General features: G+C 48.1%; 16 protein-coding genes and 1 tRNA gene. 11 read left to right on the forward strand and 6 right to left on the reverse strand.

What is annotated here, in order from left to right:
- Nucleotides 1–100 precede the first annotated feature (100 nt).
- The gene (gene ctpA, locus MIC7113_RS29045) at nucleotides 101–1,339 is read right to left on the reverse strand and encodes a carboxyl-terminal processing protease CtpA (RefSeq protein WP_015185760.1); all 1,239 of its coding nucleotides are present in this window, start codon (nucleotides 1,337–1,339) and stop codon (nucleotides 101–103) included.
- 386 nt (nucleotides 1,340–1,725) lie between these two features.
- On the opposite strand from ctpA, the gene petB reads away from it, so the two are divergent.
- The 4 genes from petB (at nucleotide 1,726) to MIC7113_RS29065 (ending at nucleotide 4,979) form a co-directional block, all read left to right on the forward strand.
- Complete coding sequence (gene petB / locus MIC7113_RS29050) at nucleotides 1,726–2,394, forward strand: cytochrome b6 (RefSeq protein ID WP_015185761.1); 669 nt, start codon at nucleotides 1,726–1,728, stop codon at nucleotides 2,392–2,394.
- A 133-nt stretch (nucleotides 2,395–2,527) separates the two neighbouring features.
- On the forward strand, nucleotides 2,528–3,010 hold the full coding sequence (gene petD / locus MIC7113_RS29055) for a cytochrome b6-f complex subunit IV (protein WP_015185762.1): 483 nt from the start codon (nucleotides 2,528–2,530) through the stop codon (nucleotides 3,008–3,010).
- 261 nt (nucleotides 3,011–3,271) lie between these two features.
- A complete protein-coding gene (locus MIC7113_RS29060) occupies nucleotides 3,272–4,426 on the forward strand; it encodes a glycosyltransferase family 4 protein (RefSeq protein ID WP_015185763.1) in 1,155 nt (384 codons plus the stop codon).
- A gap of 172 nt (nucleotides 4,427–4,598) precedes the next feature.
- Nucleotides 4,599–4,979 (forward strand): hypothetical protein, encoded by a 381-nt coding sequence (locus MIC7113_RS29065; protein WP_015185764.1) that lies wholly within the window; start codon nucleotides 4,599–4,601, stop codon nucleotides 4,977–4,979.
- A gap of 54 nt (nucleotides 4,980–5,033) precedes the next feature.
- On the opposite strand, the gene MIC7113_RS29070 is transcribed toward MIC7113_RS29065, so the two are convergent.
- Nucleotides 5,034–5,459: a hypothetical protein gene (locus MIC7113_RS29070; RefSeq protein WP_041780266.1), complete on the reverse strand. Its 426-nt coding sequence runs from the start codon at nucleotides 5,457–5,459 to the stop codon at nucleotides 5,034–5,036.
- 489 nt (nucleotides 5,460–5,948) lie between these two features.
- On the opposite strand from MIC7113_RS29070, the gene MIC7113_RS29075 reads away from it, so the two are divergent.
- The 5 genes from MIC7113_RS29075 to MIC7113_RS29095 all read left to right on the forward strand — a co-directional run bounded on the left by MIC7113_RS29075 (nucleotide 5,949) and on the right by MIC7113_RS29095 (nucleotide 10,652).
- Nucleotides 5,949–6,329: a hypothetical protein gene (locus tag MIC7113_RS29075; RefSeq protein ID WP_155898115.1), complete on the forward strand. Its 381-nt coding sequence runs from the start codon at nucleotides 5,949–5,951 to the stop codon at nucleotides 6,327–6,329.
- A gap of 35 nt (nucleotides 6,330–6,364) precedes the next feature.
- A complete protein-coding gene (locus MIC7113_RS29080; protein ID WP_015185767.1) occupies nucleotides 6,365–8,602 on the forward strand; it encodes a pentapeptide repeat-containing protein in 2,238 nt (745 codons plus the stop codon).
- A 182-nt stretch (nucleotides 8,603–8,784) separates the two neighbouring features.
- On the forward strand, nucleotides 8,785–9,255 hold the full coding sequence (locus tag MIC7113_RS29085) for a hypothetical protein (RefSeq protein WP_015185768.1): 471 nt from the start codon (nucleotides 8,785–8,787) through the stop codon (nucleotides 9,253–9,255).
- A 95-nt stretch (nucleotides 9,256–9,350) separates the two neighbouring features.
- On the forward strand, nucleotides 9,351–10,544 hold the full coding sequence (locus tag MIC7113_RS29090) for a murein hydrolase activator EnvC family protein (protein WP_015185769.1): 1,194 nt from the start codon (nucleotides 9,351–9,353) through the stop codon (nucleotides 10,542–10,544).
- A gap of 35 nt (nucleotides 10,545–10,579) precedes the next feature.
- Nucleotides 10,580–10,652, forward strand: a tRNA-Arg gene (locus MIC7113_RS29095).
- Between the two features lie 118 nt (nucleotides 10,653–10,770).
- On the opposite strand, the gene MIC7113_RS29100 is transcribed toward MIC7113_RS29095, so the two are convergent.
- From MIC7113_RS29100 to MIC7113_RS29110, 3 genes are all read right to left on the reverse strand, one after another.
- Nucleotides 10,771–12,114 (reverse strand): leucine-rich repeat-containing protein kinase family protein, encoded by a 1,344-nt coding sequence (locus MIC7113_RS29100; protein ID WP_015185770.1) that lies wholly within the window; start codon nucleotides 12,112–12,114, stop codon nucleotides 10,771–10,773.
- A 178-nt stretch (nucleotides 12,115–12,292) separates the two neighbouring features.
- The gene (locus MIC7113_RS29105; RefSeq protein ID WP_015185771.1) at nucleotides 12,293–13,459 is read right to left on the reverse strand and encodes an AI-2E family transporter; all 1,167 of its coding nucleotides are present in this window, start codon (nucleotides 13,457–13,459) and stop codon (nucleotides 12,293–12,295) included.
- Nucleotides 13,460–13,581: 122 nt separating this feature from the next.
- Complete coding sequence (locus tag MIC7113_RS29110) at nucleotides 13,582–15,930, reverse strand: glycoside hydrolase family 31 protein (RefSeq protein ID WP_041781409.1); 2,349 nt, start codon at nucleotides 15,928–15,930, stop codon at nucleotides 13,582–13,584.
- A gap of 387 nt (nucleotides 15,931–16,317) precedes the next feature.
- Between MIC7113_RS29110 and psbA the strand changes: the two genes are divergently transcribed.
- A complete protein-coding gene (gene psbA, locus MIC7113_RS29115) occupies nucleotides 16,318–17,400 on the forward strand; it encodes a photosystem II q(b) protein (RefSeq protein WP_015185773.1) in 1,083 nt (360 codons plus the stop codon).
- Between the two features lie 92 nt (nucleotides 17,401–17,492).
- On the forward strand, nucleotides 17,493–18,302 hold the full coding sequence (locus tag MIC7113_RS29120) for a DUF1838 domain-containing protein (RefSeq protein ID WP_015185774.1): 810 nt from the start codon (nucleotides 17,493–17,495) through the stop codon (nucleotides 18,300–18,302).
- A 254-nt stretch (nucleotides 18,303–18,556) separates the two neighbouring features.
- Here MIC7113_RS29120 and dxr read toward each other — a convergent pair whose 3' ends face one another.
- A complete protein-coding gene (gene dxr, locus MIC7113_RS29125; RefSeq protein ID WP_015185775.1) occupies nucleotides 18,557–19,768 on the reverse strand; it encodes a 1-deoxy-D-xylulose-5-phosphate reductoisomerase in 1,212 nt (403 codons plus the stop codon).
- Nucleotides 19,769–19,983 lie beyond the last annotated feature (215 nt).

Here is a 19,983-nt window from a genome sequence, read left to right on the forward strand (position 1 = left end):
GAATATAAAAGTTCAGGAGTTGAGTACGGCTTAAGGCGATCGCCCTTGGTGTTGCTCTTTGGGCAATCGCCTTCGCGTTGATGCCTTAGTTTCTTAGCATCTAACTCTTAACGGCCTCAGCCACCACGGATTGACTCGTTAACAACTTGACGGCGACTTGATATTGCTCGTCTGCTGCTGTTCCCACCTGATTCAGAGTAATGGGATCTAAAGAGACCTCTAGATCGGGCTGGATACCCAATTTATGGATATCCCGGTGGTTGGGTGTCTCGTATTTAGCAACAGTTACGGCGAGTCCTGAACCATCGGTTAAGTCAAATAACGATTGAATTAAGCCTTTGCCGAAGGTTTTTTCCCCAACCAACTTAGCTCTGCCATTATCCTGCAAGGCTCCTGCCAGAATCTCGCTGGCACTGGCTGTCCCCTGATTGACTAAAACAACCAATGGGTCTTCTGTGAGCGCAGGGCCATAGGCTTCAAAGCTACCCAGTGTTCCTTGCCGATTAACGGTATAGACCACAGTTCCTTGATCTAACCAGAAGCGAGCAATCTCGATCCCGGCCTGTAGAAGTCCTCCAGGATTATTCCGCAGGTCAAGAATGTAACCCTGTGCGCCTTGTTCCTCAAGTTGAGTGATCGCACTCGCTAATTCAGAGGGGGCGTTGGCACTGAACTGGGTCAAGCGAATGTAACCAATCGGAGTATTATTTTGACTGGAATCGAGTACGGCATAGACGGGGTTGAGGGCAATGCGATCGCGCACCAGCTCAATCGACTTGGGTTCTCCTTCCTTTCCTTGAATTTTCAGGGTAACTTTCGTGCCTGTTGCTCCACGCATCTTGGAGGCGGCTTCATCTAGGGTGAGTTGTGAGGTCAGCATCCCATCAATTTCGAGGATGCGATCGCGGGGCTGAATTCCTGCTTGTTCTGCTGGAGAACCTGCAATTGGTGCCACCACAGCCAACTCCCCCGTCTCCGGATCAAGAGCAATCTGTAACCCCACACCCGATAGCTCTCCGGAGGTATTCACCTGCAAACTCCGATATTGATTGGGTGTCAAAAACCGGGTAAAGGGGTCGTCGAGACTTTCCAGCATGTTCTTGATGGCTGAATAGGTTCCCTCACGGTTATCCAACCGCTTTTGGAGTACCTTTTCCCGTAGTTGCCACCAGTTTTGATGGTTAAATGAGTCATCGATATAGGATTGACTGACAATGCGCCACGCTTGCGAGAAGAGCTTTTGCTCCTCTGTAAAAGCTAAGGCGGGTGGTGTCCACCAGGCAGAAAGGGTGAGTTGAAACAGCAGTAAGAGTCCGACCCAAAAAGCTCGTTTGTGCATGACCAATAGTTTGACTTTAGGCTTTGATTCTTTAACTTCTTAGTGTGGCAGAGCCTTAGAGAATAGGGTGGCTTGAAATACACTTTTTCCTCAAGGCTGTTTATGTTGGTACCCTAACAAGCCCTTGCAGCGGTTCAATAGCGCTTCCGTACCCGCGATAGATGAGAGAAATGCAAAAATAGAATTCCCTTCCCCACTCTCCCATCCTCACGCTTAGCTCTGGTCTCACTCCCTCACTCCGGTTCCTCTCTTCCATACTAGGAGTGCAACTGCCAGCCCCTAAAGAAGGGAGTCAGTGGTAGGATTAAGAAAGTACACATAACTTTGTGTACGAATAATAAGAGGGATTTCTCATCCCACAATATCCTTTTAGGAATTCTGGCTTCATGTTCTCTAAGCAAATAACCGACTCGAAAGCCTATCAGTGGTTTGAGGAGCGTCTAGAAATCCAAGCACTCGCCGAAGACGTTACCTCCAAGTATGTACCTCCCCACGTTAATATCTTTTACTGTCTTGGTGGGATTACCCTCACTTGCTTCATCATCCAGTTTGCCACTGGATTTGCAATGACCTTTTACTATCGGCCGACTGTCACAGAAGCTTTTGCCTCCGTGCAGTATTTAATGACTGAAGTAAACTTTGGTTGGCTGATCCGCTCTGTCCACCGCTGGTCTGCCAGCATGATGGTGCTGATGATGATTCTGCACGTCTTCCGCGTTTACCTCACGGGTGGCTTTAAAAAGCCTCGCGAACTCACCTGGGTGACGGGCGTGATTCTAGCGGTGATTACTGTTTCCTTCGGTGTTACCGGTTATTCGCTGCCTTGGGACCAAGTTGGTTACTGGGCTGTCAAAATCGTTTCTGGTGTTCCCGAAGCGATTCCCGTCGTTGGTCCTTTACTGGTCGAACTCCTTCGCGGTGGTGCCAGTGTTGGACAAGGAACTCTCACTCGCTACTACAGTGCACACACATTTGTGTTGCCCTGGCTGATTGCGGTGTTCATGCTGCTACACTTCATCATGATTCGCAAGCAAGGCATTTCTGGCCCGTTGTAAAGCGAACCATTGGCAGTTAGCGCGAAGCTGAAAGTCATCGGTTCTAGCTCACTTCAAAAACACAATAGAATCAAGCTAGAGGCTAACCACTTTCTGACTGCCGATCTGAATAGATAAGGAGAAAAGTCTAAAAATGGCAACACTTAAAAAGCCGGATCTAAACGATCCAAAGCTGCGCGAGAAACTGGCCAAAGGAATGGGTCATAACTACTATGGCGAACCCGCTTGGCCCAATGACCTCCTCTACATCTTCCCCGTAGTGATTATGGGAAGCATTGCACTGTGCATTGGTTTGGCGGTTCTAGACCCCGCTATGGTCGGTGAACCAGCGAACCCCTTTGCTACACCGCTAGAAATCCTCCCGGAATGGTATCTCTTTCCAGTATTCCAAATCCTGCGAACCGTTCCTAACAAACTGCTGGGAATCTCCCTAATGGCTGGGATTCCTTTAGGTCTCATCCTCGTACCATTTATCGAAAACGTTAATAAGTTCCAAAATCCCTTCCGACGCCCAGTGGCAACGGCGGTGTTTTTGTTTGGCACCCTCGTTACCATGTGGTTGGGTATTGGTGCGACCTTCCCAATCGATAAGTCTCTCACCCTCGGTCTATTTTAAGACTTGAATTACTTTGCCTTGACGCCTGTTAGTGTCTTAGCCGTGCTAATGTACTGCTCAAATACACTATCAGGTGTCAATTTTTTTCTATGCAAATTTTCCATTGAACTGGCAGGATTTACCTATAGCCCTCTTTTTAACCGGAGATGATACGAGGAGGGTTAGGGGGCGCGAAAACGGCTGAAATAGCAAATATTCCGTAAAAAATACATAAGTCTCAAGTTAAAAAAAGTTAAAAGTCAATCCAGCTTTACTCAGAAAATGGACGGCAAAGGCAAAGCTGACCATGTATTTATTTTTTTAGAAGTTTTTAATTGTGAAGGGGGCATTCAGTCCTACGTCAAAGATGTCTTGCACGCCTATTGTTCAGTGTCGCTTCAGACCCGTCGGCGAACAATCACTGAAGTTTTTTTGCTGAGGGATGACCGGAAATGTCACAATCCTTTAGATCATGACACGTTTAAATTTCATTACCTGAAAACGAAAAATCCTCTGCTAGGACGATTGCGGCTGGCAGTAAGACTGTGGAACTGTTTATGGTTACGTCGCCCCAGCCACGTTTTCTGTGGTCATATCAAACTAGCACCGCTAACTCAATGGTTGTGTCAGCGTTGGGGAGTTCCCTACACCGTTTTGACTTACGGAAAAGAGGTTTGGTATCGATTATCTGATCGCGAACGTCAGGCTTTAGTTACCGCCGCCGGAATTTGGACGATTAGCCGCTACAGTCGCGATCGCCTTTGTGCAGCTAATGAGTTGAACCCTGATAACGTGAAGATTGTGCCTTGTGTGGTTGATGGGGATATGTTCACCCCTGGCTCCAAATCACCCACGTTAGTTGCACGGTACGGTTTGACGGATGCTAAGGTGCTAATGACGGTGGCACGGCTTTGGCCGACCGATCTGTATAAAGGTGTTGATGTTACGATTCGATCACTTCCTATGATCGCAACTGTTTTCCCCAACGTTAAATATCTCGTCATTGGTCGAGGTGAGGATCGACCCAGACTAGAACAGCTTGCTCAAGATTTGGGTGTTGGTGATCAGGTTGTTTTTGCCGGGTTCGTCCCAACCTCCGATTTGGTGGAACACTACCGCCTCACAGATGCCTACATTATGCCGTCTCAAGAAGGCTTTGGCATTGTTTACTTAGAGGCAATGGCTTGTGGTAAACCCGTGCTGGCGGGTGATGCCGATGGTTCCGCAGACCCCTTACAGGACGGATACCTCGGCTGGCACGTTCCGCACCGAGACCCAGAAGCCGTTGCTGCCGCTTGTATTGAAATTCTCAAAGGAGACGATCAGCGCTGTAACGGTCAGTGGTTACGAGAACAGTGCCTGAGCCGATTTGGTAAAAATACGCTCACGCAGCAGTTAACGCTGCTGCTCAATTCTACGGTAAATTCCTCTACTTAGAGCTGAATTCATCCGTTCTGTCCCAGACTTAATGATTTACAAATGCCAAGAGGCAGTAGTCCGTGCTTAGTAGCGGTCACTTAAACCAAACTTGCTCACACACACTCAGGTCAAGACTAATCTGAACTAGGATGGAGATATCAAATACCGTGCTGCATTCTTAAAGACTATCGTGAACCAAGACACCTCGAAACTATTACAGTTCAACCTATCGGGTTTGGGCTGTTGGCTCCCTCTCCTCGCGACGGCTTTGTTGCTGGGATCGGTTGGCTTGGGTTGGGTCGTCAACGGTTTTTTGATTCTGGTTGGTTTAGTCATCATTGCCCCAGCGATTGGGTGGCTAGGATTTCGCTGGTGGTTGAAACGCAATTTAGTTGAAGACAAATGCCCTGTCTGTAGTTATGAATTCACCGGATTTAATAAAACCGATTGTAGTTGCCCTAACTGTGGCGAACCTTTGAAAGTTGAACAAGGACACTTCAATCGTCTGACACCTCCCGGTACGATTGATGTCGAAGCCGTAGAAGTCTCGGTTCAGCTATTAGAAGATTAGTGTGAGAAAGAGGATGGAGAAATATTTCTTTATCTTCCTCCTCTGCCTCTAAGGTTATGGCTTTTGAGTCAGGGATAGGGTATAGGGGTTTTGGCCTCCAGCCATATCGCCGACATAGATAGAGTACAGACCTTGCTCCCAATACCCTGGGGATTGAATAATGCCCTGAGACAAACTGTCCGCCGGTACGCAGGACGTACCACTTGGTCCTTTAATCAAAAGTGTGGGCTGACCCGAACTTTGCACGTTGATGCGTAGATAATTGAAATTACCGTTTAATGTGAGGACATGGTTCGGTTTTGCGCTAATCATGCCGCAGCTTTGGCTTTTGGTTGAGCCGCCAGAGGTGCCATTGACGACGAGCGGATCGGGTTGAAATCCTGGGGCAATCTGAATGGGTTGAGAGCGAACCAAACCAGCACTGCTCAAAACCATTGCCAAGGCAGTGGGAACAACCATCCAATGTTTCAAGTTTTTCATGGAATTTAAACCGCTGAATACCCCGTGCCCAAAGTGAGGACGGGAGGAAGCGGGGCGGGAGGTGCCACTTCCTAGGAATAAGACTAGGATGCTTAGATGTTGTAGAGGAGCAGATGGGTTAAGAACGTTCCAGACTGGAAATTTCGGTAATACACTCTGCTGAGTCAACATTGACGCCATAAAAGTCATCATTGACAAGCTCTGTCAAGGGCATCGTTGACGATGTCGTTCTTTGAGCGTTTCTTTTCTTTTATCTTCTTATTCTCAGTGTCCTAAATTCTTAGAAACTTGGGTACGTCATTTGTTCCTGTTTACCAACTGTCACTCTCGGTACACAGCACTAATGTATGTATCCTTTTTCTAGAAGGATGCGTCACGATGCACTTTACACCTATCCATGAATTCGACTCAGCGATCGAATTTTATCTGGCTGTCGCAAGCTACAATCACACCAGAAACTCTCCTCGTTGTGTCGTCGGTTAAGTTTAATTGTCATTATCGTCGCAGCTAGCCGTCAATCTCCCCATGAATCCTCAAGAAAATCCAGATTACGAGCGCAGACTTCAGGAACTCGAAGCAGAACTCAATAAAGACAAACCCCTACCATCGGTCGAAATGCCTTTCCGGCAGCCACTGGAGCGCTATATCAATCGCTCTCAAATTGAATCCAGTCGGAATCGAGTACTCAATTGGTTTAACAGCCTACCCAAGCCCGGTAAAGTGGCGGTTGTGGCGATCGCCGTCATTGTCGGTGCTTCGCTTTTTTTGAGCTTACTTCGACTCGTTGCTTCCCTGATCAGTCTTGCCATTCTAGGAGTAATACTGTACTTGGTGTATAAGTTCTTCGTGACTCCCCCGTCTCCTAAATAAGTAAAAATCCTTCCCTCATGGCGTGAGGTTTAAGCATGGCTAGCCCTAGTATAAAAAGAAGTAAAAATCAAGAGGTTGGCCGATCGCTTCCGCTGCGATTTCGTTGGGCTTTGCCACTGGTGACGCGGCGTTGTGCGGCGGTTGTGGTTGAAGTGTCGCTGGTGGCGGCGAGTGCCCTGATCCCTTACAGCATCGGTTGGTATGCCAAAGAGCATTCAACAGCAGAACCTGTTCCTCTCAACCCAGTGCTGGCGTCTACAGAGGAGGCGATCGCTAAAACTCTCGCCTACCCTTTGCGCGAACCCCTGACTCGCTCGGTTGCTCCCTTAACCAACTTATTCTGGTGTGGGGCGTTAGTTATCCCTGTCGTGGTGACAAGCTGGCAACTCTATCTGTTGGGAAAAACAGGTAAAACCACTCCTAAGCGTTGGTTTGGGGTACAGGTTGTTACCGCCTATGGTGCGCCTCCGGGGATGATCCGCGCTATTTGGCGCGAAGCCGTGGGACGCTGGGGATTACCGTTCTCGGCAGCTTATCTGCTCTGGCGCTATACGGGAGCCTTTCCCGATGTCGGGATTTTGCTCGGACTTGCAGGATTCATGCTCTTGGCAGAGAGTAGTTGTTACCTGTTTAACGCTCGACGCCGCACTTTGCACGACCAATTGGCAGGAACATTTGTCTTGGATGGTCGTAAGAATTTCTCATCCTACCCGAATTCGTTTCAAACGGGGCAATCACTAGGGCATAACCCTACCGTCACATTAGAAATGGAAGACGGTTTACCCTTCCCAGATGAGGCAACAGAACCAAGACAACGTCCCACTCGTACCGTCACAACGATTGTTCTGACATCCCAGACGCCGAAGCGAGACTCACTGAATCTTTGGTTGTGGATGCGCCGACATCCCGGTGTAACTCTGCTGCTGATTGCGTTTGCCAGTATGGCGTCTATTTTGGGAACCTTTGTCGGGACTCAAATTTATATTCAAAGTCAGGCTAATCGACGAGAGTTCAAAAAACAGGACAATCAGGTGTTTCTGGAGCTCGTGAAGCAATTAAGCTCCACTCCTGGTAAGGCGATAGAAGAACGGCAAGGAGTCATCCTGGCACTGGCAAGGCTAGATGATGCCCGTGCTGTTCCGTTTTTAGTGGATTTGCTGGCTCAGGAAAAAACTCCCAGCTCGATTGATGCCATCCAACAAGCCTTGGTGAGTAAGGGGCCGGAAGCGTTAGCCCCTCTGCAACGGTTGAATCAAGCGCTGCAAAATGACCAAGAGATGCTACGGCGTCGAGGTACAGCCCAAAATCAGCAGTTGGTGGCGTTGCGACAACGGGCAACTAAAAGAGCGATCGCCAAAATTGTCACCATCTACACCGGTCAACTCCCCGAAACCGAACTCAGCCGTACCGATTTAAGTCAGGTGAACACTGGTTCTGCCCAATTTACCTTGGTGCTAGACAACCTCATCCTATCTGGCATCAACTTCCGCTCAGCCAATTTGACCAACGCCAGTTTACGCAATAGCATCTTCTACGGGCCGGGTGAAGATGAACGCCTTGGCACCTTTGATGATTGGATTGCAGACTTAAGTGGTGCGGATCTCAGAGACGCCGAGTTAACGGGTTCCAATTTGACCAATGCTGTGTTAAATGGCACTAATTTGATGCGGGCGACACTCAACCGAGCCAAGTTATCCAACAGCCGACTCACAGGGGCAAACCTCAGCAGCGCTAAACTGATTAGTGCCGATTTGCGTCAGGGTGTCTTAGAAAATGCTAGCCTAACGGGCGCTGACTTGGGAGAAGCCAAATTTGCTCGTGCCAATCTGCATGGTGCCCGTCTGGGAAAGGTTAAAGCGGTGAGAAGTGATTTCACGTTTGCCAATTTGTCTCAATCGAACTGGCAAGGTGCCAATCTTTCGGGGGCAAATTTGAGCAGCGCTAACCTCCAAGAAGCTGACCTAAGTTCCACTAAACTGATTGGGGTAGATCTGAGGAATGCCCAGTTGCAAAAGGCAAAGCTACGGAACTGCGATCTGAGTAATGCCGACTTGCGGGGAGCCAATCTTGCAGGAGTCGATTTACAGGGAGCGACTTTTGCCACCACACCCCCAGTTCGGTCGAATCAATTTCTGGCAAAGCCAGCGATCGCGGCTTCATCAGCCCGCATCAAGGGGGTTAATTTTGCCGACGTGAAAAATTTAGATGGTGAGCAAATTAATTTTATTTGTAGCAACGGTGGGCGGCATCCGCAATGTCCTACTGATAAATAGATATAGCCCTTCTCGATTGGATGAGATACACTCTGACCTCTCTCCTAAAAGGAGAGAGGCTTTGATTCTTACTCCCGCAACCCTAGTAGGGAAGGGGCAGGGGGTTAGGTAATTCTGATGTACCTCACGTAACTGAGAACTGCTATATATCAAGTGAACAATTAAAGTCAAAATTAAACAGAATGGATGCTCAATTGACTAGTCATGAAATTAATCATTATCGAGAAATTTTACAGGGGGATGACTCTGCTCAAAAAGCATTGACGACGCTGGAACAATACGACGGCAGATTTTACGATTCCTTTGATGAGTTATTGAGTCAGGTGAGTGGGCCAACCAAATCCTACGATCTGGCACGCTTGCGGCAGGCGATGCTGAAACAAGTGCGTGAGCAACTGTGTGAAAATGAACACTTTGGCACAAGATTCCAAGAATACAGCCATGATTTAGCAAGTACAGCGTTGTTCGCTCAGTTAATTGTCTGTTTGGAAGAGTTGGCAGCCGCACAGGAATTTCCGTTTGCTCCTGCGATTGCCGCGATGGTTGTCTTTTATCTTGTCAAAATCGGACTCAATATCTTTTGCGAATATACGGAAACGTCTGTTAAACCCCCAACGGATGACCCACTGTCGCGACGGATACCCCACGATTGAATTGGAATAACCAACCTTCGAGATTTTTCTAACCCCCTGATGATTAATGTTTGTGTAGGGGCTGGTTTTGTGCCTGCCCTGTCAACGATGAGCCGATGAGCCAACAAAAACTAGGAACAAGAAAACATTTTGGCGTTTACCTGATTGCCTTTTGCCTGCTCATCTGGCTGCTTTTTGTAGCAACGCCCGTGAGTGCCGATCCTTCTGCCAGTCCGGCATCTGTCGATACCCTGGAACAGATGCGCCAAAGCATTGATCAGCAGCGATCGCAACTGAAAAAAGAACGCGATCGCCTCTCGAAGATTGAACAAGCGGTTCAAAGCCAACTCACCGACATTCAACAGAACATTCAAGCTACTGATAACGTTTACCAAGATTATGCGGCTCAAATCGAACTCGCCAACAAGCGTCTGAGAGGGGTGCAAGAGAAATTAGCGATCGCGGAAGGTCGGTATTATCAAAAACAGGCTGCGATTATTGCTCGACTCCGCTTCCTGCAACGCCAACGGCGCACCGGTTTTGGCTGGGATATTCTGCTCAAAAGCCAAAACCTCAATGAATTTTTAGATCGCCGTCGCCACGTCAAATTGCTTTATCAAGCGGATCGGAAAATCTTACTCAGCTTCAAAACCGAAGCCAATCGGATTAACCAGCAAAAAATACAGGTTGAGACACAGAAAAACCAAATTGCCCTCTTAACTCAGCAACTGTTAGCCCAAAAGGCGCAGTACCAAGCCCAACTGGTGGCGCAGCAGCAATTGATGGAACGGCTCAAAACTGACAAGCAAGCCTTAGAATCGGCTCAAGCGCAGTTAGCGATCGATTCTAGAAATATTGGTGTCCTGATTCGCCGGGAAGTTGCCGCCTCGAACAAGGCAATCTTTCCTCACACCGGCGTTTTTAGCAATGGTTCACTGATGTTCCCCAGTGACGCAGAGATTACTAGCGGCTTTGGTTGGCGGCGTCATCCCATTCTCGGTCAAGAGCGCTTTCATGCGGGTATTGACTTTGGTGCCAGCTATGGCAGCACGATTCGGGCGGCAGAAGGCGGTAAAGTGATTTTTGCAGGTTGGTACGGTGGCTATGGTAATACGGTGATTATCAACCATGGCGGTGGGATTAGTACCCTCTACGGTCATAGTAGTAAGCTGTATGTGAGTCAGGGAAAAATTGTACAGCCGGGAGAAGCGATCGCAGCGGTAGGCTCTACAGGATTATCCACCGGCCCTCATCTGCATTTTGAAGTGCGTCAAGATGGCGAACCCGTCGATCCGATGGCTTACCTCTAGTGTTCATCCCGTGATATGCTATTGTGAGGAAGTAAGGGCATGTAGCTCAGTGGATAGAGCATCAGATTCCGGTTCTGAGGGTCGGGGGTTCAAATCCCTCCATGCTCGCTAACTAAACTCAATAGAATCCTTGTGTAATCAGGGTTTCAATCCATCAGGCTCTAACTGTCACATTTCTAATTGTGGCAGTTTTTGAGTATTTCTACTCTATTTAATCACTGTAAAATTATTTGGCCTTACCATAAACCTGTCGCTCGACGCTAGTCAAACGCTCGCCGATTTCTGTAAATAGAGGACGCTGTGATAAAACTTGGTTTAGACAGTCTTGCTGTAAGCAACGAAGACTTTCCACCGCTTTATCGTACTCAGACTCCTCCTGGAGTGTGCAACGGTCTAACATATCCTCCAGTAAGCACCCAAAAGCCCTCACCTCTAACCGTTCTAGCGCTTGCCCTATCACCACATTACTCGGATCATAAAAAGAAGCAGCTCCAAAGTCTCCCAGCAAACTATGACCTGTTTCATCGACCAGAATATTATGAGCGTAGAGATCGCCATGCATGATGCCTTCGGCATGAAGGTGTGCGGCAGCCAAGGCAATGCCAATCGTCAGGCGTAAAATCACAGGCAAAGAGAACGAGGCGTTTGCACTGTATGTATCTCTTGTGCAAGTGTCAAAGTCCGGCGGCTGCCCTAAGTTTCTGTAATCGGGGGGGATGAACGAAAACACAAGTCCTTGTTTCTGCTCCGGCTCGTTGCTGAGCTTGCCTAGCACGTTAACAAGATGGTCATGGCACCCAGCCGCCAGACTTGCCGCCATTTCATCAGCAGGTAACCCGTCACTGGTAACTTCACCCTTGAATATTTTGATCGCGACCTCTTTTTGAGCAAGCTCAGTCGTCCAAAGCCCCTGATAAATCACCCCGGAAGCACCTTGCCCAAGAATTTCCCCTAGCGTCAGCTCGTCCCAATCAATGTCTGGAAGCACTGGTTGATGAGTAGCGTCTGCACGACACAAGGGGTTGCCAGCATAAGCCAGCCAGGATAGGCGAGGAAGGGTGAACAACCAGGAGGGCAGCGCAGCAAGCTGATTTGCCGAAAGCCGTATGAGTTCCAAGTTCTTGCATTCAGCCATCTCCTCTGGGAGCGAGGAGAGCCGATTGCCAGCCAGCATCAGCTTTTGCAAATGGCTCATGCTGCCAAAGGAAGCGGGTAGCGTCTCAATTTTGTTGTTGGTGAGAATCAGCCAACGGATTGAAGGCGGTAGGGTGCGTTCGCCAACACTTGCAATCTGATTGGATTTAAAACTCACCATCTTGAGGTGAGGGCATTGCGAAAGTACCTCTGGAATTTCCTCAAAATCATTGTTGGTAAAGAAAACAATTTTCAAGTGTTTCAACCGTTCAAATTCATCGGGTAAAGCCCTTAAATGGTTATTCGATAGATCCAATATTTCCAAGGAATCTGCAAGAGCAAAAATCTCTGAGGGAAATTGAGTCAGGGAGCAGGCAAGCTTGAGTCGTTTGCTTCCGGCTAACTGTCCAGAGCGAAGCAAGTTTATGGTTTCCATTTAATCCCTCCTAATTACATCCATCATCAGCTATCTAACTTTATATCTGCTAGTCCTGTGAAAGGATAGGGATACCTGCGTTGAAAAAGCATTATTTTAGATGGAACCTTAGGCACTGCCGGAACCTTGCGAGCCGACGAGTGTGAACACACTCCCTAGCGTTAAGAGAGCCAGTAGCCTACATTTTCTGCTCAAGCTCATCATCACTAGCTTGCTCTTGAACGACTATATCTGCTGGAGTTTCCTTCTCACCCTCTTCCTCTGAAGCTTCAATAACGTCCGGGGTGTCAGAAACAATGACAATTTCTGTCTGATTTTCAGGGGCGGAATGCCATTGATCCAGAATATCATTAATCAAGACTTCTTTTAACCAAACCTGACCCACAACAGTAAGGGGTAGAGCTAAAAGTAACCCTAAAAATCCGAAGAACGTAGCAAAAAATACTTGAGCTAATAAGGTTACAGCAGGAAGCAGAGATACCTGCTGCGCCATCACATAAGGAGTCAATAAGTTTGATTCAACCTGTTGAATTAAGACGTAGAGCAGCAAGACAGCAAAAGGCTTCCACGGAGTATCGAGAAGCGCGATCGCCATTGGTGGGATCACACTCAGCGTCGGTCCAATATTGGGAATAAAGGTGAAAAATCCAGCCAAAGCTGCTTGTGCCAGTGGTAATCTGATTCTCAGAATCAACAACCCTACAAAACTCAATGAGGCAATGACGAACATATTAAAAAGAATCCCCGCCAACCACCCTCGCAAAGCAACCGTGCATTCATCCAAGATGTAATCAACCCGACGTCTATAAAAAGCTGGGAAAAGGCGTACAAAGCTTCTCCTATAAGCTCCCGGATTAGCGAGTAACATCAACGTCAAAACAATCACTAGCAAAATCTTAACGAGAACACCCAAAGAATTAGAAAAAAATGTGATTCCACCGCCCAATAGTCGATTCACTAAAGGTGGTAATTGTTGGCTCAGTTGCTCAATACTAGGGAGATATTGAATTAACTGCGGAGAAATACGAGCTTGTAGTGTTTCAACCCAAGTGCTAAATCGTTGTATTCCCTTAGGAACTAATAGACTCAGTTGATGAAACTGCTCAGCGAAGGGCGGTACAATCAGCAAGAAAAATCCGACCAAGATAGTCAGTAACACAAGCACCGACAGCAGGACAGAAAAACTCCGCTTGATACCAAATCGAGAGAATCGTTCCACCAAAACATTTAAAGCATTGGTCAGCACGACAGCAGCAAATATCAGGAGAAGGACTTCCCGAATTTGCCACAAAATATACAGGGAAAGGATAAAGGCAAATAAGCCAATCCATTTACCCAAACTCACAGTACAACCTCCCCATTAGTCTGGCATTACTCGGCTGTAATCCTAGTTCAATTCAGCTAGATTAGCCGATTTTTACCAAAAAAAGGAATTGGTGATTTTGGTGTTGCCAAGACTAACTTAGCCTATGATGCTGTGGAAAAGGTCAACTTACGCGCCGTTCCATTATCGACAAAGCGTTGTTCGCCAACACCCATCAGTTCCACAATCACTTCACGTTCTGGGGGTGACCAGTTTCCCTCACATCGCCCAATTTCAACCAGGGTTTGTTCACCCTCTGTACGAACACGATAGGTAGTAGTGCAATAGGCACCCGTTTTATAGTCGAAGCTGCGACCATCATCTTCATACAGCGTAAATTCACCCGTACCCCTCCAAACCCGCAGCGTCATCTGGTCTAAGGGACGTTCATCCACATATTGCCTGACGGGTGCCATGGGAATAATCGAACCCGCACGAATGTACATCGGCATCCGTTCGAGGGGTGCATCTGCCAAGACATGAGTGGGGCCATCAAACCCTTCGCCACTCCACCAGTCATACCAGCGACCCTCAGGCAAGTACACCGCACGATGTTCGACTCCTGGACGGTAAATCGGCGCTGCTAGTAATGAAGAACCCAGCATTAGCTGATCGGATAGAGTGTAAGTCTGCGAGTCCTGGGGAAAATGATAAAGTAAGGGTCGCAGAATGGGTGCGCCAGTGGTTGCCGCTTCCCAGAAGAGGGTGTACAGGTAGGGGAGCAGGCGGTAACGAAGTTCAATATAATCACGGCAAATACTCTCCACCTTGTCGCCAAATACCCAAGGCTCATGCCGTGCTGTACTCATGGCGGAATGTCCCCGCATCAAGGGGTAAAGCATTCCCACCTGCATCCAACGTGCAAACAGTTCACCCGTCGCGTTACCTGCAAACCCGCCAATATCCGCCCCGACAAAGGCCACACCCGATAAACCTAGGTTACACAACATCGGGATTGACATTTCCAGGTGTTCCCACAGGGATTGATTATCCCCTGTCCACACCGCTGACCAGCGTTGAATACCCGCGAAACCCGAACGAGTGAGCACAAAGGAACGCTCAGTTGGACGTAACTCCTCCAACCCTTTACATGATGCCTGTGCCATCATCAATCCGTAGAGGTTGTGAGTTTCAGCATGAGTCGTTCTCTCCTCCATTGGCCCCTGCGGCGCATCTAGGGGAAACCAAACCTTGTTACCAGGGTCACCAAATGGACGGTCATCGAGTGCGGGTTCGTTCATGTCGTTCCAGACACCCGCAACACCAAGGCTAGTTACGCTCTTTTGCCATTGTCCCCACCAATCCCGGACTTCAGGGCGTATAAAATCCGGGAAAACCGCCTTATCAGGCCAGACGTAGCCATGAAACAGTTGACCATCCGTTTTTCGCACAAAATAGTCGTTTTTTAATCCCTCGTCAAACACCTCATAATCGGCTTCTGGCTCATACTTAACGCCTGGGTCAATAATCGTGACCGTCTTGAATCCGTCTTGCTTGAGTTCGTTAATCAACTGTGGGGCATCCCCGAATCGCTTAGGACTCCAGGTAAAAACCCGGTAGCCCTTCATATAATCAATATCGAGATGGATGACATCACAGGGAATGCGGCGCTGACGAAATTCACGGGCAAGTTCGCGCACAACCGTATCTGATTCATAGCTCCAGCGGCACTGCTGATAACCTAATGCCCATTGGGGAGGTAAAGGCATCCGACCCGTGAGTTGAGTGTAAGTACTGAGGATTTGGGCGGGTTCAGGGCCATAGATGATGTAGTAATCTAATTCATTGCCTCGTGTTTCCATCCGCCAGGTACCGGGTTGTTCGGCACCCATATCAAACTGGCTCCAAAACGTGGTGTTGAAGAACAGCCCATACCCCACCCCTGGACGTAACGCCATGAACAAGGGAATCGCTTGATACATGTTGTCGGTCATTACATCGTAATCAAGCGCATCAAAAGTCCAGTTCGTTCTAACTTTTGCAATCTGATCCAGCAAACCCGTGCGCTCACCGAAACCATAGAAGTGTTCGTCTGTTTCAATTTGTTTCCAACCCGCAACAGCACCTTCCCGCCAGCCCATTGCGGGGTCGGCATCTTGAGCAAAAGGCTGTCCTTGTGAGTCAAAGAACTGAATCCGACAAGGGTGACGATGGACGACAAGGCGCAACTGCTCGGTTTTGATGTCTACCGTATCCGCTGTTTCTTCTACCTCAAAGGGCACCATCGACCATTGCTCATCCGCCTGCGCCACCGCCCACGACCGATGCGCGAGGAATTCACCCGTCGGTGTCATGCGTACTCGAATTAAATTGGGTGCAAGCACACTGATGGTTAGACACGGTTCGCCGCACTTGAAGAGGATATGGCGCTCCTCTTGCTGTATAGCTTGTACGGTTCCAAGGCTTGACCAAGGCTGTTCGGTGGTGTGCAATTGTCCGAAGTATTGCGGCATAATCCCTGATTGAAAGACACAGTAGAGTTTATAACCAGCGCCTTCTGACGAAGGAAGGTCACGGCTGATTGTGGGTTGGGAGAACAAAAATGCGATCGCTTCTCTCCATCTTCCACTCTGGCAATCGCCGCCCCCCATAGAGATTCACACAACCCACTCACAAAAACCTGTACCGCTAGGCACAGATGGACTGACCCCGAACAGCTCACAGCCTAGAGTTGAGATTGAATCCATGGCTTTAATAAGTAAAAGTTATAAAAATGATTACAATCCCTAAAGCCGAACCGCTTGCTTTTGTAAAGGAATGTAACTAATAATGAGAAGCAAGGTAAAGATTTTTTACCCAACTCATTCATAAATCTCAAGTTCAACCGTAATCATACTGAAATGACAACCACACTACAACGCGAGCGTTCCGCTTCCGTATGGGAAAGGTTCTGCGAGTGGGTAACTAGCACCAACAACCGCCTCTATGTAGGCTGGTTCGGTGTCCTGATGATTCCTACCCTGCTAACTGCCACTACCTGCTTTATCATCGCCTTCATCGCTGCTCCTCCTGTGGACATCGATGGTATCCGTGAGCCTGTTGCTGGCTCTCTGCTGTTTGGTAACAACATCATCAGTGGAGCCGTTGTTCCTTCTTCTAACGCCATCGGCTTGCACTTCTACCCAATTTGGGAAGCAGCTAGCTTAGACGAGTGGCTTTACAACGGTGGCCCTTACCAGTTGGTAATTTTCCACTTCCTCATCGGCGTCTTCTGCTACATGGGACGTGAGTGGGAACTCAGCTACCGCTTAGGGATGCGCCCTTGGATTGCTGTTGCTTACAGCGCTCCTGTGGCGGCTGCAACCGCTGTATTCCTGATTTACCCCATCGGACAAGGTTCTTTCTCTGATGGTATGCCCCTGGGCATCTCTGGAACCTTCAACTTCATGTTCGTGTTCCAAGCTGAGCACAACATCCTGATGCACCCCTTCCACCAACTCGGTGTGGCTGGTGTGTTCGGCGGTTCCTTGTTCTCTGCAATGCACGGAAGTCTCGTTACCAGCTCTCTGGTTCGTGAGACAACCGAAACCGAATCTCAAAACTACGGTTACAAGTTCGGTCAAGAAGAAGAAACCTACAACATCGTTGCTGCTCACGGTTACTTCGGTCGGTTGATTTTCCAATATGCTTCTTTCAACAACAGCCGTAGCTTGCACTTCTTCCTCGCTGCTTGGCCTGTAGTTGGCATTTGGTTCACCGCTTTGGGCATCAGCACCATGGCGTTCAACCTGAATGGATTCAACTTCAACCAGTCCATCATCGACTCTCAAGGTCGCGTGATTGGTACCTGGGCTGATGTACTCAACCGCGCTAACTTGGGATTTGAAGTAATGCACGAGCGTAACGCTCACAACTTCCCCCTCGACTTGGCAGCGGGTGAAGCGGCTCCTGTGGCTCTGACCGCTCCGGTTATCAACGGCTAAGAACTAGCTTCTAGCTGAATCGAAAGCGCCCTCGAAAAAGGGGCGCTTTTTCGTTTTGGACTAAGTTGGATTAAAAGTTCTAGGAAGGTGTCATGGCTTACTCAATCCAAGAGATGGATGCAACGGCTTTCATTAAAGTCCGTGGCTCAACAGATGCCCAACAAATGTTTCTAACTTGGAGAGGTTCAATTTACTCTTTTGTTCCCGATGAGCCACAAAAGCATCTGTTTAACATCGTAGGAATGAGTGTGGGACGATTTATTGATAATCAGGATGGTAGCTGGGATCTCACCTCAAGGGAACTATCTTATTATCTCGATCCAATAACTGATCACCCTCTTCGGACTTGGGAAAATCCCTGGACAGGAGAACGGCTGACAGTGGTTCATGTTGCTAACAAATTGGTACAACGTTTCATTCAAGGACGTTTACCAGTGGGAGTCAATGGTGATACTACCACGGTATTTTTTAATTTGTTTTCTAATTATCCCAATCCTTTAAAGGACGAGAAATTTTTAGCGTACAGTCCCAATCCTCACTATCAATCCGTTGAATTGTTTAAGTTTACAGCGGCAACGGATGAGCTTCTCGATCCGGAGAAATCTTCAGCTTCTCAAGTAATGCTTTCTTGGGATAGGGTTGGGCCTTGGCTTCCCTGGATGAAAATGGGAAATAAAGCGGGTCATCTGATCTATAGTGCTTTTGGGAACAAAGCAGACAGCTTTTCTGCTTTACCCGAATTGCTTCAGGACGAAATTAACTCTCGCCTGCCTTTGTATAAAAATGCTCCTACGTCAAAATTAGACCAAGAAGATATGACTTCTTGGATTTATTTTAAACGGTATTTTGAGGCTTATCTGCGTGGGGATGTTTTTCCGATTCCAGAGTCTGAGGATGAGTAGTTTGTCAGTTTAGGGTATGCTCGTTAGTTTATTTTTAAAAAACCATTCCAGGCACAGAGAGTGCCGAAGAGAGAAGTGGGGCTTTTCGTTTCCACGGCAGCTTGCAGCCAAATTCTAGTTATACCAATTTCATTAAATAGTGCTACTTTTTTACCCCCCTAACCTCCTCATCCTCACCTTCGGCTCCGGTCGCTCCGGCTTGGGTTCGGGGGGAACAAGAAAAGTATTTGTAGCCAGCATTTAGTAAGTTGGTATTAGATCTGGGCTGTAGAGGCTAGGGAAATCAAACGATTACCTTGATTCATCAATTTATGAGCTGCCAAAACTTCTTGTCTGGCCCATTGATCGGCTGCAATAATGTCATCTAAAGATGGATTTTGGCAGTTATCCGCTTGGTGGCGATCGCACACGTATTCAATACAACGGGCAATATCTAAATATCCAATTTTTTCGTCTAAAAATAGCGCAACCGCCTGCTCATTTGCGGCATTTAATACCGCAGGCATGGAACCCCCGGCACGTCCCGCCGTATAGGCTAGCTGCATACAGGGATACTTTTCATGGTCGGGTTCTCTAAAGGTGAGGCTACCAGCTTTCACTAAATCGAGTTGTTCCCAGTCCGTGTAAATGCGATCGGGCCAGGATAGGGCATAAAGTAGGGGTAAGCGCATATCAGGCCATCCCAATTGGGCTAAGACAGAGGTATCTTGTAGTTCAATCAGGGAGTGAATGATGCTTTGGGGATGGATCACGATGTCGATGCGATCGTAGTCCATGCCGAAGAGGAAGTGAGCTTCAATGACTTCCAATCCTTTATTCATCAGGGTGGCAGAGTCGATGGTAATCTTGCGACCCATTGACCAGTTGGGATGCTTGAGGGCATCTGTCACTTTGGCTTCTGGTAACTTTTCTACAGGCCAATCCCGGAACGCACCCCCAGAGGCTGTCAACAAAATTCGCCGTAATCCGCCTTTGGGTACGCCTTGAAGGCATTGGAAAATGGCAGAATGCTCTGAGTCAGCCGGTAGTAGCTTAACGCCATGTTTCTCAATTAACGGCAGCACCACGGGGCCACCGGCAATCAGGGTTTCTTTATTGGCAAGAGCAATATCTTTACCCGCTTCAATGGCAGCAATGGTCGGTAACAACCCCGCACAGCCGACAATACCTGTGACAACGATATCTGCATCGCCGTAGCGGGCGACTTCCGCCACCCCAGCTTCTCCGGCGAGTAGGATGGGTTGGGGGTCGAGGTCTTTTATTGCTTCTTTGAGTTCTGGTAATTTCTCTTCGACACAGATGGCGACAATTTCGGGTCGAAACTGCCGAATCTGAGACGCTAACATCTCTACATTACGCCCTGCCGCCAATCCCACAATCCGGAATTGGTCGGGGTACTGAGTCACAATATCTAAGGTTTGAGTGCCAATGGAGCCGGTTGAACCGAGAAGATTAATCGCTTTCACAATTTTTTAAGAATGACGCGCTCCTCCCAATATAAAATTCTTTGGGTTACTTCTTTGCTGCCTTAGATAGGAAATATTTAGAGAAAGACCGAGAGATTACCCACAGTGGAAGTTGGGGGGTGTCAGCGTGACTTGAGCCGCCAGCGCTCTTGCACAAACTAGCACTGAATATTATGAAGTAATGTGAAGTTTAGTCGTGGAGAAAACGGCATTAT

Source organism: Allocoleopsis franciscana PCC 7113 (genome assembly GCF_000317515.1).
Classification (GTDB): Bacteria; Cyanobacteriota; Cyanobacteriia; order Cyanobacteriales; family Coleofasciculaceae; genus Allocoleopsis; species Allocoleopsis franciscana.